General features: G+C 55.4%; 19 protein-coding genes. 3 read left to right on the top strand and 16 right to left on the bottom strand.

The window, feature by feature from the left end:
- A complete protein-coding gene (locus AC0IM9_RS04790) occupies window positions 1-360 on the top strand; it encodes a hypothetical protein (RefSeq protein ID WP_140910674.1) in 360 nt (119 codons plus the stop codon).
- A gap of 92 nt (window positions 361-452) precedes the next feature.
- Here AC0IM9_RS04790 and AC0IM9_RS04785 read toward each other — a convergent pair whose 3' ends face one another.
- From AC0IM9_RS04785 to AC0IM9_RS04760, 6 genes are read right to left on the bottom strand one after another with little or no spacing between them, the layout of a single operon-like run.
- Window positions 453-884 (bottom strand): YcgN family cysteine cluster protein, encoded by a 432-nt coding sequence (locus tag AC0IM9_RS04785; protein ID WP_482803247.1) that lies wholly within the window; start codon window positions 882-884, stop codon window positions 453-455.
- A gap of 3 nt (window positions 885-887) precedes the next feature.
- On the bottom strand, window positions 888-1,853 hold the full coding sequence (gene ftsX / locus AC0IM9_RS04780) for a permease-like cell division protein FtsX (protein ID WP_278211430.1): 966 nt from the start codon (window positions 1,851-1,853) through the stop codon (window positions 888-890).
- A complete protein-coding gene (gene ftsE, locus AC0IM9_RS04775) occupies window positions 1,853-2,509 on the bottom strand; it encodes a cell division ATP-binding protein FtsE (protein WP_140910672.1) in 657 nt (218 codons plus the stop codon). Before ftsE ends, ftsX begins: the two co-directional genes overlap by 1 nt.
- A 4-nt stretch (window positions 2,510-2,513) precedes the next feature.
- Window positions 2,514-4,487: a signal recognition particle-docking protein FtsY gene (ftsY, locus tag AC0IM9_RS04770; RefSeq protein ID WP_482803246.1), complete on the bottom strand. Its 1,974-nt coding sequence runs from the start codon at window positions 4,485-4,487 to the stop codon at window positions 2,514-2,516.
- A 4-nt stretch (window positions 4,488-4,491) separates the two neighbouring features.
- A complete protein-coding gene (locus tag AC0IM9_RS04765) occupies window positions 4,492-5,079 on the bottom strand; it encodes a redox-active disulfide-containing membrane protein (protein WP_482803245.1) in 588 nt (195 codons plus the stop codon).
- Window positions 5,072-5,815 carry an SURF1 family protein gene (locus tag AC0IM9_RS04760; RefSeq protein WP_482803244.1) on the bottom strand — a complete coding sequence of 248 codons (744 nt, stop codon included), beginning with the start codon at window positions 5,813-5,815 and terminating at the stop codon, window positions 5,072-5,074. Before AC0IM9_RS04760 ends, AC0IM9_RS04765 begins: the two co-directional genes overlap by 8 nt.
- Before the next feature lie 80 nt (window positions 5,816-5,895).
- On the opposite strand from AC0IM9_RS04760, the gene AC0IM9_RS04755 reads away from it, so the two are divergent.
- Window positions 5,896-6,156 (top strand): twin transmembrane helix small protein, encoded by a 261-nt coding sequence (locus tag AC0IM9_RS04755; RefSeq protein ID WP_278211425.1) that lies wholly within the window; start codon window positions 5,896-5,898, stop codon window positions 6,154-6,156.
- Window positions 6,157-6,218: 62 nt separating this feature from the next.
- Here the strand turns inward: AC0IM9_RS04755 and AC0IM9_RS04750 are convergent, their stop codons facing one another.
- The 10 genes from AC0IM9_RS04750 to bioB form a co-directional block, all read right to left on the bottom strand.
- Window positions 6,219-7,094 (bottom strand): cytochrome c oxidase subunit 3, encoded by an 876-nt coding sequence (locus AC0IM9_RS04750; RefSeq protein WP_482803243.1) that lies wholly within the window; start codon window positions 7,092-7,094, stop codon window positions 6,219-6,221.
- A gap of 14 nt (window positions 7,095-7,108) precedes the next feature.
- Window positions 7,109-7,654, bottom strand: a complete 546-nt coding sequence (locus tag AC0IM9_RS04745; RefSeq protein ID WP_445371011.1) for a cytochrome c oxidase assembly protein — start codon at window positions 7,652-7,654, stop codon at window positions 7,109-7,111.
- Window positions 7,655-7,817: 163 nt separating this feature from the next.
- Window positions 7,818-9,434, bottom strand: a complete 1,617-nt coding sequence (gene ctaD / locus AC0IM9_RS04740) for a cytochrome c oxidase subunit I (protein ID WP_140910665.1) — start codon at window positions 9,432-9,434, stop codon at window positions 7,818-7,820.
- 53 nt (window positions 9,435-9,487) lie between these two features.
- Window positions 9,488-10,618 carry a cytochrome c oxidase subunit II gene (gene coxB / locus AC0IM9_RS04735; protein ID WP_140910664.1) on the bottom strand — a complete coding sequence of 377 codons (1,131 nt, stop codon included), beginning with the start codon at window positions 10,616-10,618 and terminating at the stop codon, window positions 9,488-9,490.
- Between the two features lie 248 nt (window positions 10,619-10,866).
- The gene (locus AC0IM9_RS04730; RefSeq protein WP_482803242.1) at window positions 10,867-11,262 is read right to left on the bottom strand and encodes a bacteriohemerythrin; all 396 of its coding nucleotides are present in this window, start codon (window positions 11,260-11,262) and stop codon (window positions 10,867-10,869) included.
- A 54-nt stretch (window positions 11,263-11,316) separates the two neighbouring features.
- Window positions 11,317-12,012 (bottom strand): dethiobiotin synthase, encoded by a 696-nt coding sequence (gene bioD, locus AC0IM9_RS04725; protein ID WP_482803241.1) that lies wholly within the window; start codon window positions 12,010-12,012, stop codon window positions 11,317-11,319.
- Complete coding sequence (bioC, locus tag AC0IM9_RS04720) at window positions 12,009-12,794, bottom strand: malonyl-ACP O-methyltransferase BioC (RefSeq protein ID WP_482803240.1); 786 nt, start codon at window positions 12,792-12,794, stop codon at window positions 12,009-12,011. Before bioC ends, bioD begins: the two co-directional genes overlap by 4 nt.
- A complete protein-coding gene (gene bioH, locus AC0IM9_RS04715; protein WP_482803239.1) occupies window positions 12,787-13,548 on the bottom strand; it encodes a pimeloyl-ACP methyl ester esterase BioH in 762 nt (253 codons plus the stop codon). Before bioH ends, bioC begins: the two co-directional genes overlap by 8 nt.
- Window positions 13,545-14,705, bottom strand: a complete 1,161-nt coding sequence (gene bioF, locus AC0IM9_RS04710; RefSeq protein WP_482803238.1) for an 8-amino-7-oxononanoate synthase — start codon at window positions 14,703-14,705, stop codon at window positions 13,545-13,547. The genes bioH and bioF overlap by 4 nt, the downstream gene beginning before the upstream one ends.
- Window positions 14,705-15,691, bottom strand: a complete 987-nt coding sequence (gene bioB, locus AC0IM9_RS04705; protein WP_482803237.1) for a biotin synthase BioB — start codon at window positions 15,689-15,691, stop codon at window positions 14,705-14,707. The genes bioF and bioB overlap by 1 nt, the downstream gene beginning before the upstream one ends.
- Before the next feature lie 106 nt (window positions 15,692-15,797).
- On the opposite strand from bioB, the gene AC0IM9_RS04700 reads away from it, so the two are divergent.
- Complete coding sequence (locus AC0IM9_RS04700; RefSeq protein WP_313901394.1) at window positions 15,798-16,460, top strand: double zinc ribbon domain-containing protein; 663 nt, start codon at window positions 15,798-15,800, stop codon at window positions 16,458-16,460.
- Window position 16,461: the final 1 nt, after the last annotated feature.

Below are 16,461 nucleotides of genomic sequence, written 5' to 3'. Positions count from 1 at the left end.
ATGATCAAAACGACTTTCATCGGCAGCTTATTCGCCACCTTACTATTGGCTTTTCCGGCCCACGCCACTGAGTATATTTATCGCGACATCATGGCGAATACGCTGGCGCCCGAGCACTGCCAAGCTGAATCCAAAGCCAAAGAAAACGCGACGAAAAACTACAATATCGACCGTTTCAGCAAGAAGTTTTGCCAATCGCAAGGTTACGGCTGGCACGTAGACGAAGTAAAAAGCGTCGGCAATACCGTCTGCGACAGTTGCGGCAACACTCAGGAAGCCAGATGCCACCAGGAGGATGTGGTTGTAGCCTGCAAACGCATCAAACCAGGCACGGTAGGTATGCTGCCGGGTAAAGGCTAACGCCCCCTGCGGGACACACTCTGCAACGTCCCGGTTTTTTCCAGCCTGAATGCCGCCGAAAACACCGTTTTCGGCGGCACGTTTTCAACCGGCTAAGGTTGCAACCAGTCGATGATATGGTCTTCCAGGTCCGTGACCTGAGATTCTTTGATAGCGTAACTGCTAATCGATACCCCGGCATCTCTGACCGAGTCGGCCGAACCGGAAACCAAGGGGTGCCAATCAGGCAAGGGTTTGCCGTCAGCCAGTAGCCGATAAGCACAAGTTTTCGGCATCCAACGGTACTCGGCAAAATCATGCTGCTTCAAGTCGAGGCAATCCGGCACCAGCGTGCAGCGTTCGCTGTAACGGGTACAGCTACAAGTATCCAGATCGATCAAGTCGCAGACGACATTGGTAAACGCAATTTCACCGGTGTCTTCGTCCTCGAGTTTATGCAAACAACACTGGCCGCAATGGTCGCATAAGGACTCCCACTCGGTAGTGGTCATTTGCGCTAGGGTTTTGGCTTCCCAAAATTTCATCGTTTACTGAGGTTTTAGTTGGCGTAGTTGATAGTGCAACACCGCCCAAGAACCCAGCACCGCCAGCGCGGCCGAAATCATCAGTAACAGCAGGAACTCGGAAAAACTCAAAAACAGCAATTCGAACGAACTGTTGTAGAGGGTAGACAATTTCTCCACCGGCGATTCCAGGATCAGCAGCATGACCGTGACGATCAGCCAACCCAAGAAGCCGGAGATGAAGCCGAGCCAGAATCCGGTGTATAGAAACGGACGCTGGATAAAAGCATGGGTGGCACCGACCAGCTTGGAAATGAACACCTCGTCCTGACGGTTTTGCAATTCCAGGCGAATCGTGTTGCCGGTGATGAACGTCACGGCAAACCCGAGCAGCAAGCTGACCAATAGCACGCCCCGGCTGGCGATCAGCATAATGGTTTGCAGCCGCGCTACCCATTGCATATCGACCTGGACGAATTCGACTTGCGGCAATTGTTTGAAATCGGCCATCAATTTCTCGATATCCTCGCTGTGTTCCAGCGCGTTCTTCGGCAACACCTGAATCACACTGGGCAAGGGATTGCGCTCCAGCGCGTTTAACGCATCGCTGAAACCGCTATTGGCTTTGAACTCCTCCAACGCCTGCTTTTTGCTGATGTACTTGACTTCGGCAACGCTAGCATTTTGCTGCAACTGCTCCATCAGCTTCTGCCCGGCCGCATCGGTAATGCCCTCGTGCAGAAACAGCGACATTTGGTTGCTCGACTCCAGATTACCGGTTAGCTGCTCGACGTTTGCGACGACGATATAGAAACTGCTGGCCAGCGAAACCGCAATCGCCAATACCAACACAGTCATCGCCGAGGTAAACGGTGTGCGGGTCAAGCGACCCAGGCTGGAAAACAGGCCGTGGGCATGGTTCAGCAGATAGGCCTGAAATAATTCCACGATGCGGTTGCCGGCATGTTTACGGCGGATTTGTTTCATCATCAGCTTGCTACCAAGTGGCCTTTGTCGAGCGTCAGTACCCGATGTTCCAGATGATTGATCAATTCTATGTCGTGAGTCGCGACCAATACCGTTACCCCGACTTGTTTGAATTGCTCGAACATATGCATGACTTCGGCCGACAAATCCGGGTCCAAGTTACCGGTGGGTTCATCGGCCAATATGAGTTTCGGTTTGTTGACAATGGCTCTGGCGATGCCAACCCGCTGTTGCTCGCCGCCGGATAAGGCCAGCGGATGTTTACGCTCCTTGCCCAGCAAGCCGACCTTATCCAACGAGGCCCGCACCCGGCGCGCGACTTCCTGATGGTTATAACCGGAAACCACCAGCGGCAATGCCACGTTATCGAACACGGTCCGGTCGTTCAGTAACTTGTAATCCTGAAAGATCAAACCCAGGTTACGCCGCATATAGGGTATTTTCCGGTCGCTGATGCGGCTGATATTCTGGCCGTCCAGAAAAATATTGCCGCGCGTGCACTGCTCCATCATGGCAATCAGCTTCAACAAAGTACTTTTGCCGGCGCCGGAACGCCCGGTCAAAAACGCCATCTCGCCACGTTGCAAATGAAAACTGACGTCGGTCAACGCCTCGCCGGCATCCGGATAGCGTTTGCTGACGTGTTCGAATTTCAGCATAGGTTTAGTCTTTCACAAACAGCGCATCGACGAAGTTTTTCGCGTCGAAGTCCTGCAAATCGTCAATTTGTTCGCCGACGCCGATAAAACGGATCGGCACCCTCAGTTGGTCGGCCAACGCGAAAATGATACCGCCTTTGGCGGTGCCATCCAATTTGGTCAAAGCAATACCGGTCAGCGCGACCGCTTCATTGAATAACTTGGCTTGCGACAGGGCATTCTGGCCGGTGCCGGCATCCAGAATTAGCAATACTTCGTGCGGCGCGGACTCGTCCAATTTGCCCATGATGCGTTTGATCTTCTTTAGCTCGTCCATCAAATTGGATTTGGTGTGCAAACGACCGGCGGTGTCGGCGATCAGGACATCGATGTTCTTGGCTTTGGCCGATTGCAAGGCATCGAAAATCACCGAGGCCGAGTCGGCGCCGGTATGCTGAGCCACAACCTGAACATTGTTGCGCTCGCCCCAGGTCTGTAATTGTTCGACCGCCGCCGCGCGGAAGGTATCGCCGGCCGCCAACATTACGCTGTGCCCTTGCTGTTGCAGGCGTTTGGCCAGTTTGCCGATGGATGTGGTCTTACCCACACCATTGACGCCGACCACCAGAATCACGAACGGCCCGTCCTGTTGCGGAATCCGCAACGGCTGGCTGCAAGGCTGCAGCATGTTTTGCAAGTTCTGCTTCAAGGTAGCGGTCAATACCTCCCCATCGCTGAGCTGGTCGCGTTCCAGGGTATCGGTCAGTTGTTTGATGATTTGCGTCGTGGTCTCGATACCCATGTCGGCCATCAATAAATTGGCCTCCAGTTCGTCGAGCAACTCCTTGGTGACGGCTTTCTGACCGAACGCCAGGCTACCCAATACGCCGCTGAGGCCGCTACGGGTTTTTCGCAATTGGCTGGACAGCCGCAGGTATAACGATTCCTGGCTGACCGGCGCTTCCGCAGGGACTTCGGCGGCCGGTGCCGCAGGCACAGCCAATTCGATTTCCGCTCCGGTTTCGTCGGCTTCTTCGCCCAGCCGGTAACGGCTGAACAGTAAAATCGCCAACAACGGCAACATCAACAAGGCCGCAAACGCATTGTGCGCAACCGCCAGCGGCAAGGGCAGCGTGTATTTGACGGCGAAGACACCGAGAGCGATTTGAATCAGTAACAATAGACTCAGAGCATTACTGGCCATGCGCACCGGTTTTGGGTAACGCTCGGACGTGGCGACCAGCATCAATCCGCTCAACACCAAGAAGGTAAACCCGGCAAATAGCCGGTGCACCGCCTGAATCGCCATTTTCGCATCGGCCGACAAGGCATCGGCATTGCCGAATAGATCGAATGCGTGTTGGTAATCGGTTTCCGGCAACCATTGGCCATTACAACGCGGAAAATCGGTGCAGGCCAGACCGGCGTAATTGCTGCTGACCCATCCACCCAAACCGATTTGGGCCAGTAATACCAAAATCGCAATCCAGGCAAACCAGGTCGGCCCGGACTTCACCGATCTCGGCGTCAACTGCGGATGCAAACGCAAATAGCTCCAGGCGATAGCCCAGAACGTGGCAAAACCCAGCAGTAGATGGCCGGTGACTACCAGCGGCATGGTGCCCGAGGCAACGGTCCACATGCCCAGCGCCGCCTGCGCGGCAATCAGTAACAGTACCAACCCGCTCCAAGCCAAAGCGGCAGCCCGCTCGCGCTGGCGCCAGGCGAATCCGAACCAGACCAGCGCCAAAACGGCCAAACCGCCCGCCAAATAACGATGCGCCATTTCTTTCCAGGCCTTGGCGGTATCAAGCGTGTGCTGCGGAAAATCGGCTGCGGCGTCGGCTTTGAATCGCGGGCTGTCGCTGACGAAGGCTTTACCGTAGCAACCCGGCCAATCCGGACAGCCAAGGCCGGCATGGGTCAGGCGGACATAGGCGCCGACGACGATGACAAGCAGCGCCAGCAGCGCGCAACACAGGGTTAGTTTTCTGAACATGTGATCAACCGATTTGTGAAATTCTGAGTAACTTGCCTAAGTCGTCTCTGACCTGATACGGATCGTAACCGGGCGCGTATTTCATCATTACGTTGCCCAACGGGTCCATGATCAGCAGGCTACCATCCGGTAGCGGACTTGGATTTATTGTTGTGATTTTTTGTTGCAAGCTTGGCGCAGGCGCAGCCTTCAGCAGACGCCCGTCTTCGCGCCACTCGGCCGGTAGCGGCAGTTTGTTATCGAATAGCAATGCCAGGCGCCGGATTCTGGCAATGTCCTTACCCATCATCAAGCCGATTTGGTTGGTTTTATGGAGTGCCACCCGGCAGGTTTCGCCACATTCGCCGGCCACCGGATTAACCAAGATCCAGTGTCCTTTCAACTCGCCGATATGCTCTGCGGAAAAAGGATCGGCCCCGGAAAACTCCCCCACGTCCGTGACCAACGGCGGACTGATCAACTCGCCGTGGTTGGTACCCAGACGCACGGCGTCAGGATGTTTCGCCAGATACCAGGCAATGCCGAACGGAATTACCGACATGGCGAAAATCACCAAAATAGTGATGCGGTTTTTACGATGTTGTTTATCCACGATGTGTATTACGGCTGCTGTGCCAAACCAATAGCACGGTTAAGGTCAACGCTAAACCGAACCATTGTACTGCATAGGCCCGGTGTTTTTCAGGCGGGATCGTCACCGCTGTCTTCCATTCGCGGCGATAACCGGCGGGTTGATCCGGACTTAATTCGATTTGGTAATCGGCCAGGGCGTACCCCATTTTCTCGGCCAATAGCCGGGTATCGATCACTTGTACCCTCACCGGCCAACTATCGCCGGGTACTTCGGCGCCCTGCAAGCGGATACCGGGCTCCGGAAAACGGTTGATCCTTCCCGTAACTGCCCCGATTTGGCCGACTACGCTCAGATCGGGCGCTGTGTCGCGCGAAACGCCCATTCCAATCCAACCCCGGTTGATCAAAACGGCGGCCTGACCGTTGCCGGGCAAAAACGGCGTTAACACCAGATAGCCCGCTTTACCGTCCAAGACCTGATTGTCGAGCAAAATCTGATGCGCGTGATCGTAATGTCCGTTCAGAGTCGCCGGACGGTAACGGTACTCCGCTACGTCGATTAACACGTCGCCGTTCAAATCCAAGGCCGGAGCAGACAACGCCGACTGCTGCGCATCCAACAGATTTTGCTTTTCAGCACCGCGCCGCAATTGCCAAAAGCCCAAATTGCACAACAACCCGACCAGCAGCAGATAGCCGGCCAACATCGGCCAGGCGAACTGAAACTCGACCCCGAAAAATTTGAATCTGACCATATTGTTTTCCAACCGTTATCCGCTATTGGCAAGCGCAGTTTATTCGCCGAAAATGTTTATTTTTATCCGGTTTCGCCGACATGCCCATCAAAATCCTCATCATTGCCGCATTCATCGCCATTGTCGTCAGCCTCGGCTCCGCCTTGTTCCACATTGTCAAACACAAGGACGACGAAGATTCGAAAAAAACGGCAAAGGCCTTAACCGTCAGGATCGGCGTATCGTTGGGCGTCTTCATTTTACTTTTTCTCGCCTTGGCCACCGGCCTGATCCAGCCTCACGGCATCGGCACACGCATACACAACGCTCCTCCAGCCTCGACCAACCCGTCCAACCCTTGATTTCGAACAAAAAAAAAGCGCGATCCGCAAAGACCGCGCTTTTTATTGGGTGGTGCTTGGATTTACAGCAGGTAAACGAACACGAACAAGCCTAACCAGACCACGTCGACGAAGTGCCAGTACCAGGCGGCGGCTTCGAAGGCAAAATGGTTTTCCGGCGTGAAGTGGCCTTTCCAACTTCTGAACAAGACTACCGACAAGATGATCGCGCCGACGCAGACGTGGAAACCGTGGAAACCGGTCAGCATGAAGAAGGTCGAACCGTAGATGCCGGAGCCCAAAGTCAACCCCATTTCGGCATACGCTTCATGGTACTCGCTGGCTTGGAAAACCACGAACAAAAAGCCCAAACCGACAGTTGCCGCCAAGCCTTTGATCAATTGGCTACGATTTTTCGCCAACAAGCCGTGGTGAGCCCAAGTGCAAGTAACGCCACTGGTCAACAGAATCAGGGTATTCAAGAACGGCAACCCGAAGGCGCCCATCGGTTCGAAATCGCCGCCGACTTTGCCCGGGCCATTGGTGGGCCATACCGCTTGGAAAGCAGGCCACAATATCTCGTGAGTGGAGCGACCCGGACCGCTGACGGGGCCGGTTTCGCCCAACCAGGGCACCGACAGGTTGCGGGTATACCACAACGCGCCGAAGAATACGGCAAAGAACATGACTTCCGAAAAAATGAACCACATCATGCCCATCCGATAGGAAATACCGACGCCGTGGTTGTACATGCCGGACTCGCTCTCGGTAGCTTGCAACGCAAACCAGGCTCCCAGCATTGCAATGAAAACCAGCAAGCCGGTAAGCATCATGCCAGAACCGGCCGAGTTACCGTTCAAATAGTTGGCAAAGCCCGCCAGCGTCAGCATCAAGCCGGCGGTCGCCATCACCGGCCACGTGGCTTTATGCGGGATGTAATAAGCTGTGTTTGTCGACATAACCTTCCCCTTCGTTAATTTTCAGAATTTTCAGTAATTTCAAAAAAAGTGTAAGACAGCGTAATGGTTTTATAGCGTTCCGGGAGCTTGGGATCCACCACCAGACGTACGGTCATATTCTTTTCTTCGTTCGGCTCGAAGATTTGCTCCAATTCGCAGAAACAAATCACTTTGGTCACGTAATCCTTGACCTGGCCCGGCGAATAAGTCGCTACCGCCCTCACCTTCAACCGGCGCTCGCTCAGATTCTTGGCATAAAAGCCCACCGAGTAATACTGCCCTGGATGCACTTTCAAGCTCGGCGTCTCGACCTTGAACGCCATCGGCACCGACCGGTTCAACGACGTCAGAAACTCCATCGTCACCTCGCGGTTTTGCTCAGGTTGGAACGCCGTTTCCTGTTTTGCCACGGTCTCGACTTTGGCATTCTGCCCTACCAAATCGCATAACACGTTGTAGAGCGGAACCAGGGCATAACCGAATCCGAACATCATTGCGGCGAACAAAACCAGCCTCACCGCCAAACGAGTATTTTTTTTATCTAAACCGTCGTCGCTCATTGCGACATGGCCTTGATGACCGCCAACACGTAGATGGTTATCGCAATTGCTGCCAACACCACCGCCGTCAAAATATTTTTCTTTTTAATGTCCATGTTGCTCCTCGAGACGCTCCATCGGGAACATCCCGATGGAGCGGTCAACCAGCATCGCTAAAACCGAATCAGAAATGCTCGGTCGGAATTTTTTCCGGTGGAGTAGTAAAGGTGTGGTAAGGCGCAGGCGAAGGCACGGTCCATTCCAGACTGTGTTTGCTGGCATCTTCCCAAACCTCGTCGCTGACTTTCTCGCCGGTACCGCCGCGAATCGTGTCGATCACGATATAGACGAACAACAACTGACTGAAACCGTAAATGAAGGCGCCGATACTGGACACCATGTTCCAATCAGCAAACTGGACCGCGTAATCCGGAATCCGACGCGGCATGCCGGCCAGGCCCAGGAAGTGTTGCGGGAAGAACAGGATGTTGACCGAAATCGCCGACAACCAGAAATGCAGTTTGCCGATTTTCTCGTTGTACATATTTCCGGTCCACTTAGGCAGCCAGAAATAGCCGGCGGCCATCAGGATGAAGACCGACGCCGGTACCAGCGTGTAGTGGAAGTGAGCAACGATAAAATAAGTATCGTGGTATTGGAAATCCACCGGCGCCACCGACATCATCAAGCCGGTGAAACCACCCATCGTGAACAGCACCACGAACGCAATCGAAAACAACATCGGTGTTTCGAAAGTCATCGAGCCTTTCCACATGGTTGCCGTCCAGTTGAAGACTTTTACCCCGGTCGGAATGGCGATCAGCATCGTCGCATACATGAAGTACAACTCACCGGCAATCGGCAGACCGACGGTAAACATGTGGTGAGACCAAACGATGAACGACAGGAATGCAATCGCACCGGTCGCATACACCATGGAGGCGTAACCGAATAGCGGTTTACGGGCGAATACCGGAATGATGGTAGACGCCACGCCGAAGGTCGGCAGAATCATCACGTACACTTCAGGATGGCCGAAGAACCAGAAAATGTGTTGGTACAACACCGGGTCGCCGCCGCCAGCCGCGTCGAAGAAGCTGGTTGCGAAAAATTTATCGGTCAACAACATGGTTACCGCGCCAGCGAATACCGGCATGATCGCGATCAGCAGGAATGCGGTGATCAGCCAGGTCCAGACGAACAACGGCATTTTCATCAGGGTCATGCCGGGAGCGCGCATGTTGAAGATGGTGGCGATTACATTGATCGCACCCATGATCGAAGAAATACCCAACATGTGTACCGAGAAAATCGCAAACGGAAACGCTTTTCCGGTTTGCAATACCAACGGCGGATACAAAGTCCAACCGGCGGCAGGCGCACCGCCTTCCATGAACAGTGTGCTCGCCAGCAATAAAACGCCGGCGACCAGCATCCAGAAGCTCATGTTGTTCATCCGCGGCAACGCCATATCCGGCGCGCCGATCATCATCGGAATCATCCAGTTCGCCAGACCGACGAATGCCGGCATGACCGCGCCGAACACCATCACCAGCGCGTGCATGGTGGTCATCGAGTTAAAGAAGTTCGGATCGACGAATTGCAATCCGGGCTCGAACAACTCCGAGCGAATGATCAGCGCCATGGTCCCGCCAACGAAGAACATCGCCAGTGCAAATACCAAGTACAGGGTACCAATGTCCTTATGGTTAGTGGTAATTATCCACCTTAGAATGCCCTTCTCCGGGCCGTGATCGTGGTGATCGTGATGATCATCATGTTCAGCTACGACAGCAGTCATGTTTTATACCTCAGCAAAAATTAGAAAATGAGTTCAATGCGTACATCAACGAATTACTCATCATCGTCCCATTTGGGTGTGATTTTGTTGGGCTGAATTTCATCACCCACGTTGTTACCCAGCGCCGGAGCGTTTCTGATATAGGTAATCAGCTCGGCCAACTCGTTGTCGGGCAGCTTGCGGAAGGCCGGCATTTTGCTGGTACCGGCTTGGATAAAGCCGATCAACTGATCCATGTTGCCGGTGACTTTGGCACTGCCGCTCAAAGCCGGAAACCAGCCCGGAATACCTTTGCCGTCGATCTGGTGGCAGGCCACGCAGTTTCTCAGGTAAACCGATTCGCCATGGGCCATCAGCGAATTGCGGGTTTGGTCGCTCAGATCGGGGGCTTGGTTTTGCTTTTCCAGAGTCGCCTTCACCCAGGCGTCATATTGGTCCTGCTCCATCGCAATCACCACCACTGGCATGAAGCCGTGGTCCCGGCCGCACAATTCGGTACATTGACCACGGTAGGTACCGGGCTTGTCGACGTAAGTCCAGGCCTCATTGACAAAACCGGGGTTGGCGTCTTTTTTCCAGCCCAGTTCAGGAACCCACCAGGAATGGATCACGTCGGCCGCGGTAAACAGGAAACGGATTTTCTTTTTAACCGGAACCACCAACGGTTTGTCGACATTCAGCAGATAGTTAGGTACCGAACGCGGGTCCATAGAGCTGACGCGGTGGACGCGTTCGCTGGCTTCGTCCAAGTGGCTTTCGAAATGAATGCCGTTGTCCAGATATTCGTAGTCCCAATACCACTGCTTGCCGGTCACCTTGATCGACATTTCCGATTCTTGAGTCCGGTCCAGATCGACCACGGCTTTGGTTGCCGGAATCGCCATACCGACCAGAATCAGCGTGGGGATGATAGTCCAGATGATCTCGACCGTGGTGTTTTCATGGAACTGCTCGGCTTTATGACCTTTCGATTTACGGTGATGGAAAATCGAATAGAACATCGTGCCAAATACCGCGATGCCGATAAACACGCAGATCCACATGATCAACATGTGCAGGTCGTACAACTCGTTACTGAGCTGGGTCACGCCTTTCGTCAGATTGAGTGTGTAGTCCGCATGCGCCGATCCGAGCCCTAAAGCCATCAGAACCGAACATGCGAGCAGTTGCTTAGTTTTCTTCACGGAGCAGCCCCCATTGGTAGTTATAAACTTGTATGCGTTATATCGTTGTAATCTTGCCGCCCGACACCAAACAGACAACAAACTCCCTTTACAGATAATTGTCATAAATAAACTGGGCAATTTTAACCCATGACTCCCCGGCAGACCAGAAGAGCTTTTCCCGTTTGTACACTATGCACATAAAAAAGGCTCACGGACATTGCTGCCCGCAAGCCTTCATGGCTGTTCTGCCGCAAACAGCGATTGACTTAGCTTAAAACTTCTGCGTAAGCCTTATCGTAAGTCGGAATGTGGCTATCCAGCCAGCCTTTCACCATTTGCCCCACCTCGTCGGTGACGTCGGCTTCACCGGCATGGAATTTCTTTTGCAAATCGGCGCAAATACCCACCAACGCATCGTGTTCGGCCTTATGCCGCTCGTAACCGCCGAAACCCTTGGCTTGCATTTCCTTTTCCTCGTGGGCGAAATGGTCGACCACATAGGCGATCAACGCATCCAACGAAGCGCCGACGCTTGCCCGCGCCGCGCCGCCGGTTGCTTCGTCGTACAACTTGTTCAACAACCCGAACAGAGTTTGGTGTTCTTGATCGGCAAAGCCAACGTTGGTGCCGTATTGTGCTGCGGTCCAAGTGATTAAAGCCATAAAACGTCTCCTGGTTATAGTTGTAATGGAGCCGTCATTCTCAACATCCGCTGCTTAATTTTCTTGATGCAGATCAATATTTTGCCAGGTTGGCAACTGCAGGCCGCTTGACAAAAACTCAAAATCGCCAGTCTCCGAATAGGGCAAGACACCCAGAAACGGCGCCGGCAGCGCCTCCTGCAAATACGCCACATTTTCTGCAAAGTACGGCATATTTTCGAGGATTTGCACGCCAATCCAGCCGGCACAGCGCAAGCCGGAATCAACGACGGCCTGCACCGTCAACCGCGCGTGATTCAGGCAACCGAGCCTGATACCGACCACAACCAGCACTGGCAGCCCCAATATCCCAGCCAAACCGGCATTATCCAAAGTTAGGCTCAGCGGTGAATACCAGCCCCCCGCACCCTCGACCAAAACGACTTGAGCGCGCTGCTGCAAAGCGCCGAAAGCGGTCAAGATCTGTGCCGGCTCAACGGTTTCGCCGCCGCAGGCCAAATGCGGCGACACCGGCTGTTCGAAGGCATACGGATTGACCAACTCGTATTCCGCGTCGACCGATGCATTTTGCATCAACAGCAACGCATCTTGGTTTTGCCACTTGCCGCCATGGCGTTCGCAACCGGCCGCTACCGGCTTCATCCCCGCAGCCGTATAACCCTCGCGTCGGAAACGGTGTAACAATGCGGCAGTGGCCCAGGTTTTACCGATATCAGTATCGGTACCGGTAACAAAGTATCCGATCTTCATCGCATCGCTCGTAGATAAATAATTTCATAACTGGCAACAATCTCGCCGCCGGCCATCGCCGATTCGTAATGGGCAATCATGCTTTGCAACGCCGCCCGACTGGTCGGCCGCGGATTACGGTAAGTACTGACGTTGTGCGCGCCGATTCCTTTCAGCTCGCGCATCAGCGCCATCACCGACGGATATGACTGGGTGATTAACTCGGTTTCCAGTTCGAACCGGCGCCAACCGGCCGCAGCCAGGAATTGGCCTATCTGGTCGGTACTGTAAAACTCGTTGACGTGAGCAAACTCGTCGACTTGGCTCCACGCCGCTTTCAATTCCGCCAAGGTCCGCGGACCGAAAGTCGACAATACCAAACGACCGTCGGCGCACAATACCCGCCGGCAATCGCCCAGCAGCGCGCTCAAATCCTCGCACCACTGCACCGCCAAGTTGGAATAGATTTGGCCGATACTGTCATTCCGGAACGGCAAGCGCTCGGCATCGGCACAGACGTAAGCAAGCGGCAAGCCGGCACAGTTTCGCTGCGCGGCTTGCAACATCGGCACAGCGATATCCAGCGCCACGGCGGCCGGCGCCCGGCTAGCCAAATGCCGGGTCAGAAAGCCGGTACCGCAACCGATATCCAACACTGGTTGAGCCAGACCGGCGCAGGGAAATTTTGCCAACAAGGTCTCGCCGACCCGGCGCTGCAAACCGGCCAACGCATCGTAACCATCGGCCGCAGCGGCAAACGACTGCCGGACTTTAGCCTTGTCCAACAGCGCCGTATCAGTCATCGCTCAGCACAGCATCAGCTAAAACTTGCGGATGGGTGAGAAACGGCACATGCCCGGCGCCTGGCAATATCTCTATCTGCAACGCCGGCTGCAAATCCTGTAACGCGGTCGCGGTCGCCACCGGCACCAACGTATCTTTATCGCCCTGAATCACCCGTATCGGCAGTTTCAACGCCGCCAAGCTATCGCGCGCGTCGTGCTGCTTCAAAATCTGCAACCCGCCTTGCAGCGTGCCGAAATCCGGAGCCTCGCATTCCGAGACAGTCAGTTTCAGTTGTTGCAACACGGTTTTGGCATGCGGCAATCCCTGCACTTGCAAGCCCAAAAAGCGTTGCAGCGTCTGTTTCGAGTCGCTAATTAGCAATTCGGCAAAACTGTCGAGCACCTCGGGCTTGACTCCCGGCCAGCCGGGTTCACGGACGAAACGCGGGTTGCCCGCCAACAATGTTAAAGACCGAACCCGACCGGGACATGAGCAAGCCAAATTGATCGCGACCGTCGCGCCCAAAGACCAGCCCAGCAAATCGAAACGCGGCACCGGAATCGCCGCCAACAAGGCCTCGACGATGGCCGGCATTTCAAAATTGATTAACGGCGCACTACGTCCATGCCCCGGCAAATCCAGACAAATTACCTGCCGCTGCTCCGCCAACTGCCGGGCGAACTGACGCCAAATACCGCTGTGCATGGCCCAACCGTGCAGCATCAGCAACGGCCGGCCGTGGCCGTATATTTCGCAATGGATGCTACTCACCGCAACACCTGACCCAACGCCGTCAGTAAGGCATCGACCTGCTGCAGACTGTGGTGCGCCGTAAACGTGACCCGCAAACGGGCGCTACCGGCCGGTACGGTCGGCGGCCGAATCGCACCGACCCAAAATCCCAACTCCGCCAATTCCCGGCTCGCTGCCAGCGCGCGCCCGCTGTCGCCGACCAGCAGCGGCTGGATCGCCGTAGCCGAGTCCATCAGCCGCAGACCCTGTTGTTCGGCGCCGCGGCGAAAATGGCCGATCAAGGCCTGCAACTGTTCCCGCCGCCAGGACTCGGTTTGCAGCAACCGCAAGCCGACGCGAGTGGCTTCGGCCACCGCTGGCGGCAAGGCCGTGGTGTAAACGTAAGTTCTGGCTTTTTGAATCAGATACTCGATCAATTCTGCGGAACCGGCAACGAAGGCGCCGAAAGTGCCGAACGCTTTACCGAGGGTGCCGACCAAGATCGGCACTTGCTCGGCGGAAAGGCCGAAATGTTCGACCACGCCGCCGCCGTTGCGGCCCAACACGCCGAAACCGTGGGCGTCGTCGACCAGCAATCCGGCTTGATAGGCGTCCGCCAGCCGCGCCAAGTCCGGCAAGGGCGCCAGATCGCCGTCCATACTGAATACGCCGTCGCTGACGATCATTGCCCTGCCCTGAGCCCGATCAAGCTTGGCCCGCAGCTCGTCGGTGTCTGCGTGGCGGTAGCGCTGAAATCGAGCGCCGGCCAGTAAGCCGCCGTCCAATAACGAAGCGTGGTTGAGCCGATCTTCAAACACAGAGTCGCCGCGTCCGACCAATGCCGAGATCGCTCCCAGATTGGCCATATAACCGGTCGAAAACAGCAAGGCCCGTTCCCGTCCGGTGAACGCGGCCAATTCCTCTTCCAAGGCGTGATGCGCCGAACTGTGGCCGCAAATCAAATGCGCCGCGCCGCTGCCGCAACCGTAGCGGTCGGCACCGGCCTTGAACGCCTCGACCACGTCCGGATGATTGGCCAACCCGAGATAATCGTTGCTGCAAAAATTCAGCAAGCGGCGACCCGCAACCTGTAATTCGACCGCCTGCGGCCCGTCGATGATGCGCCGGCGCCGATACAGATTTTGCTGGTCTAACTGCTGCAGGCTCGCGGAAAAATCGTAAAACCGATTCGGCATCAGGCGTAGCTGGAGCCGCCCATCCGCACGCCCAAGCGAGCGAATAATTGCTTATCCTGGTTGGTCATCGGATTGTCGGTGGTCAGCAGCTTCTCGCCGTAGAAAATCGAATTCGCACCGGCCAGAAAACATAAGGCCTGCATTTCGTCGCTCATTTGGGTGCGTCCGGCCGACAAGCGCACCCGCGAATGCGGCATCATGATCCGGGCCACTGCCACAGTGCGCACAAACACGATCGGGTCGAGCTTTTCGGTACCGTGCAAAGGTGTGCCCTGCACCTGTACCAACATGTTGATCGGCACGCTTTCCGGGTGCTTGGGTAAATTGGCCAACTGCAGCAGTAATTTGGCGCGGTCTGTTTCCGACTCGCCCATGCCGACGATACCGCCGCAGCAGACGTTAATGCCGGCATCGCGCACCCGCTCCAGCGTATCAAGCCGGTCCTGATAGGTCCGGGTGGTGATGATTTCCGAGTAATAATCTTCCGAGGTGTCCAGATTGTGGTTGTAGTAATCCAAACCGCCTTCTTTCAACGCCTGGGTTTGCTTGTCGGTCAACATGCCCAGCGTGACGCAGGTTTCCATGCCCAGCGCTTTGACGCCCTTGACCATTTCCACCACCCGTTCGATATCCCGATCTTTCGGACTGCGCCAGGCCGCGCCCATGCAGAAGCGCGAAGCGCCTTCCGCTTTTGCCCGCTCAGCAGCCTGCAATACCGCGTCGACCGGCATCAAGGCTTCCGGCGCCAAGTCCGAATCGTAGCGTGCACTTTGCGGACAATAACCGCAGTCCTCCGCGCAGGAGCCGGTTTTGATACTCAGCAAGCTGCTGACCTGGACTTCGTTCGGATCGAAACAGGAGCGGTGTACGGTTTGGGCCTGAAATATCAAATCGTTGAACGGCAGGCCGAATAAAGCTTCGACTTCGTGCAATTGCCAATCGTGGCGCACTGCGACCGGTTCCAAGGGTTTGTGACTGGCGGACATTCTGTTACTCTCCGAAAAATTGTCAGGCGGGGCCGCGATAGCCACTTATCAACCCAACAGCAAAAAAATGGTAAACAACTGGCTGAAGATTATACAACGAAAGCTGTTGCCGCCGCGTTGCGTATTGTGCGGCGATACCGGCTTGGCCGATTTCGACTTGTGCGCTGGCTGTTTGGACGATTTGCCGCGCAATCTAAGCTGCTGTTATCGCTGCGGCGAACCGTTCGAGAGCGAGATTGCGCTGCCCAGCTTGTGCGGGCGCTGCCTGAAACGCTCGCCGCAGTTCGACGAGACCTATGCGCCGTATCTGTACCGTTATCAAATGCCCTACCTGATCGGTCAGTTGAAATTCGGCCGCGATTATAAAAATGCCCGCCTGTTGGCCATGCTGCTCGCCGAGCATATCGCCGCCGGCGCCGAACTGCCGGAACTGCTGCTGCCGATGCCGCTGCATCCGCACCGATACCGGGAACGCGGTTTCAACCAGTCGATCGAGATTGCCCGCCATTTGGCCCGGCGCTTCGAGCTGCCGCTGGATTTGTATAGTGTGGCGCGCAGCCGGGATACCGTGCATCAAACCGGCTTGCCGGCCAAACAACGGCACAAGAACATGCGCGGCGCATTTCGCCTGATTAAATCGTTAAAAGCAGAGCATGTAGCGATCGTCGACGACGTGATGACCACCGGCGCCACCGCTTCGGCTCTGGCCGGTGTTTTAAAGCAGGCCGGTGTCGGCCGGGTGGACGTTTGGGTCTGCGCCCGGGCCTGAA

This window comes from Methylomonas sp. Uni0011 (assembly GCF_056850255.1).
This window is presented reverse-complemented; position numbering and strand designations above follow the sequence as displayed.

Excerpts from the sequence above, each read along its gene's own strand:
- AC0IM9_RS04730 (WP_482803242.1), bottom strand. The coding sequence starts at position 11,262 with ATGGCTTTAATCACTTGGACCGCAGCACAATACGGCACCAACGTTGGC.
- bioD (WP_482803241.1), bottom strand. The coding sequence starts at position 12,012 with ATGAAGATCGGATACTTTGTTACCGGTACCGATACTGATATCGGTAAA.
- ftsY (WP_482803246.1), bottom strand. The coding sequence starts at position 4,487 with ATGTTCAGAAAACTAACCCTGTGTTGCGCGCTGCTGGCGCTGCTTGTC.
- AC0IM9_RS04760 (WP_482803244.1), bottom strand. The coding sequence starts at position 5,815 with ATGGTCAGATTCAAATTTTTCGGGGTCGAGTTTCAGTTCGCCTGGCCG.
- AC0IM9_RS04750 (WP_482803243.1), bottom strand. The coding sequence starts at position 7,094 with ATGTCGACAAACACAGCTTATTACATCCCGCATAAAGCCACGTGGCCG.
- bioF (WP_482803238.1), bottom strand. The coding sequence starts at position 14,705 with ATGCCGAATCGGTTTTACGATTTTTCCGCGAGCCTGCAGCAGTTAGAC.
- bioC (WP_482803240.1), bottom strand. The coding sequence starts at position 12,794 with ATGACTGATACGGCGCTGTTGGACAAGGCTAAAGTCCGGCAGTCGTTT.
- AC0IM9_RS04745 (WP_445371011.1), bottom strand. The coding sequence starts at position 7,654 with ATGAGCGACGACGGTTTAGATAAAAAAAATACTCGTTTGGCGGTGAGG.
- ftsE (WP_140910672.1), bottom strand. The coding sequence starts at position 2,509 with ATGCTGAAATTCGAACACGTCAGCAAACGCTATCCGGATGCCGGCGAG.
- AC0IM9_RS04755 (WP_278211425.1), top strand. The coding sequence starts at position 5,896 with ATGCCCATCAAAATCCTCATCATTGCCGCATTCATCGCCATTGTCGTC.
- bioB (WP_482803237.1), bottom strand. The coding sequence starts at position 15,691 with ATGTCCGCCAGTCACAAACCCTTGGAACCGGTCGCAGTGCGCCACGAT.
- AC0IM9_RS04790 (WP_140910674.1), top strand. The coding sequence starts at position 1 with ATGATCAAAACGACTTTCATCGGCAGCTTATTCGCCACCTTACTATTG.
- ftsX (WP_278211430.1), bottom strand. The coding sequence starts at position 1,853 with ATGATGAAACAAATCCGCCGTAAACATGCCGGCAACCGCATCGTGGAA.
- AC0IM9_RS04785 (WP_482803247.1), bottom strand. The coding sequence starts at position 884 with ATGAAATTTTGGGAAGCCAAAACCCTAGCGCAAATGACCACTACCGAG.
- ctaD (WP_140910665.1), bottom strand. The coding sequence starts at position 9,434 with ATGACTGCTGTCGTAGCTGAACATGATGATCATCACGATCACCACGAT.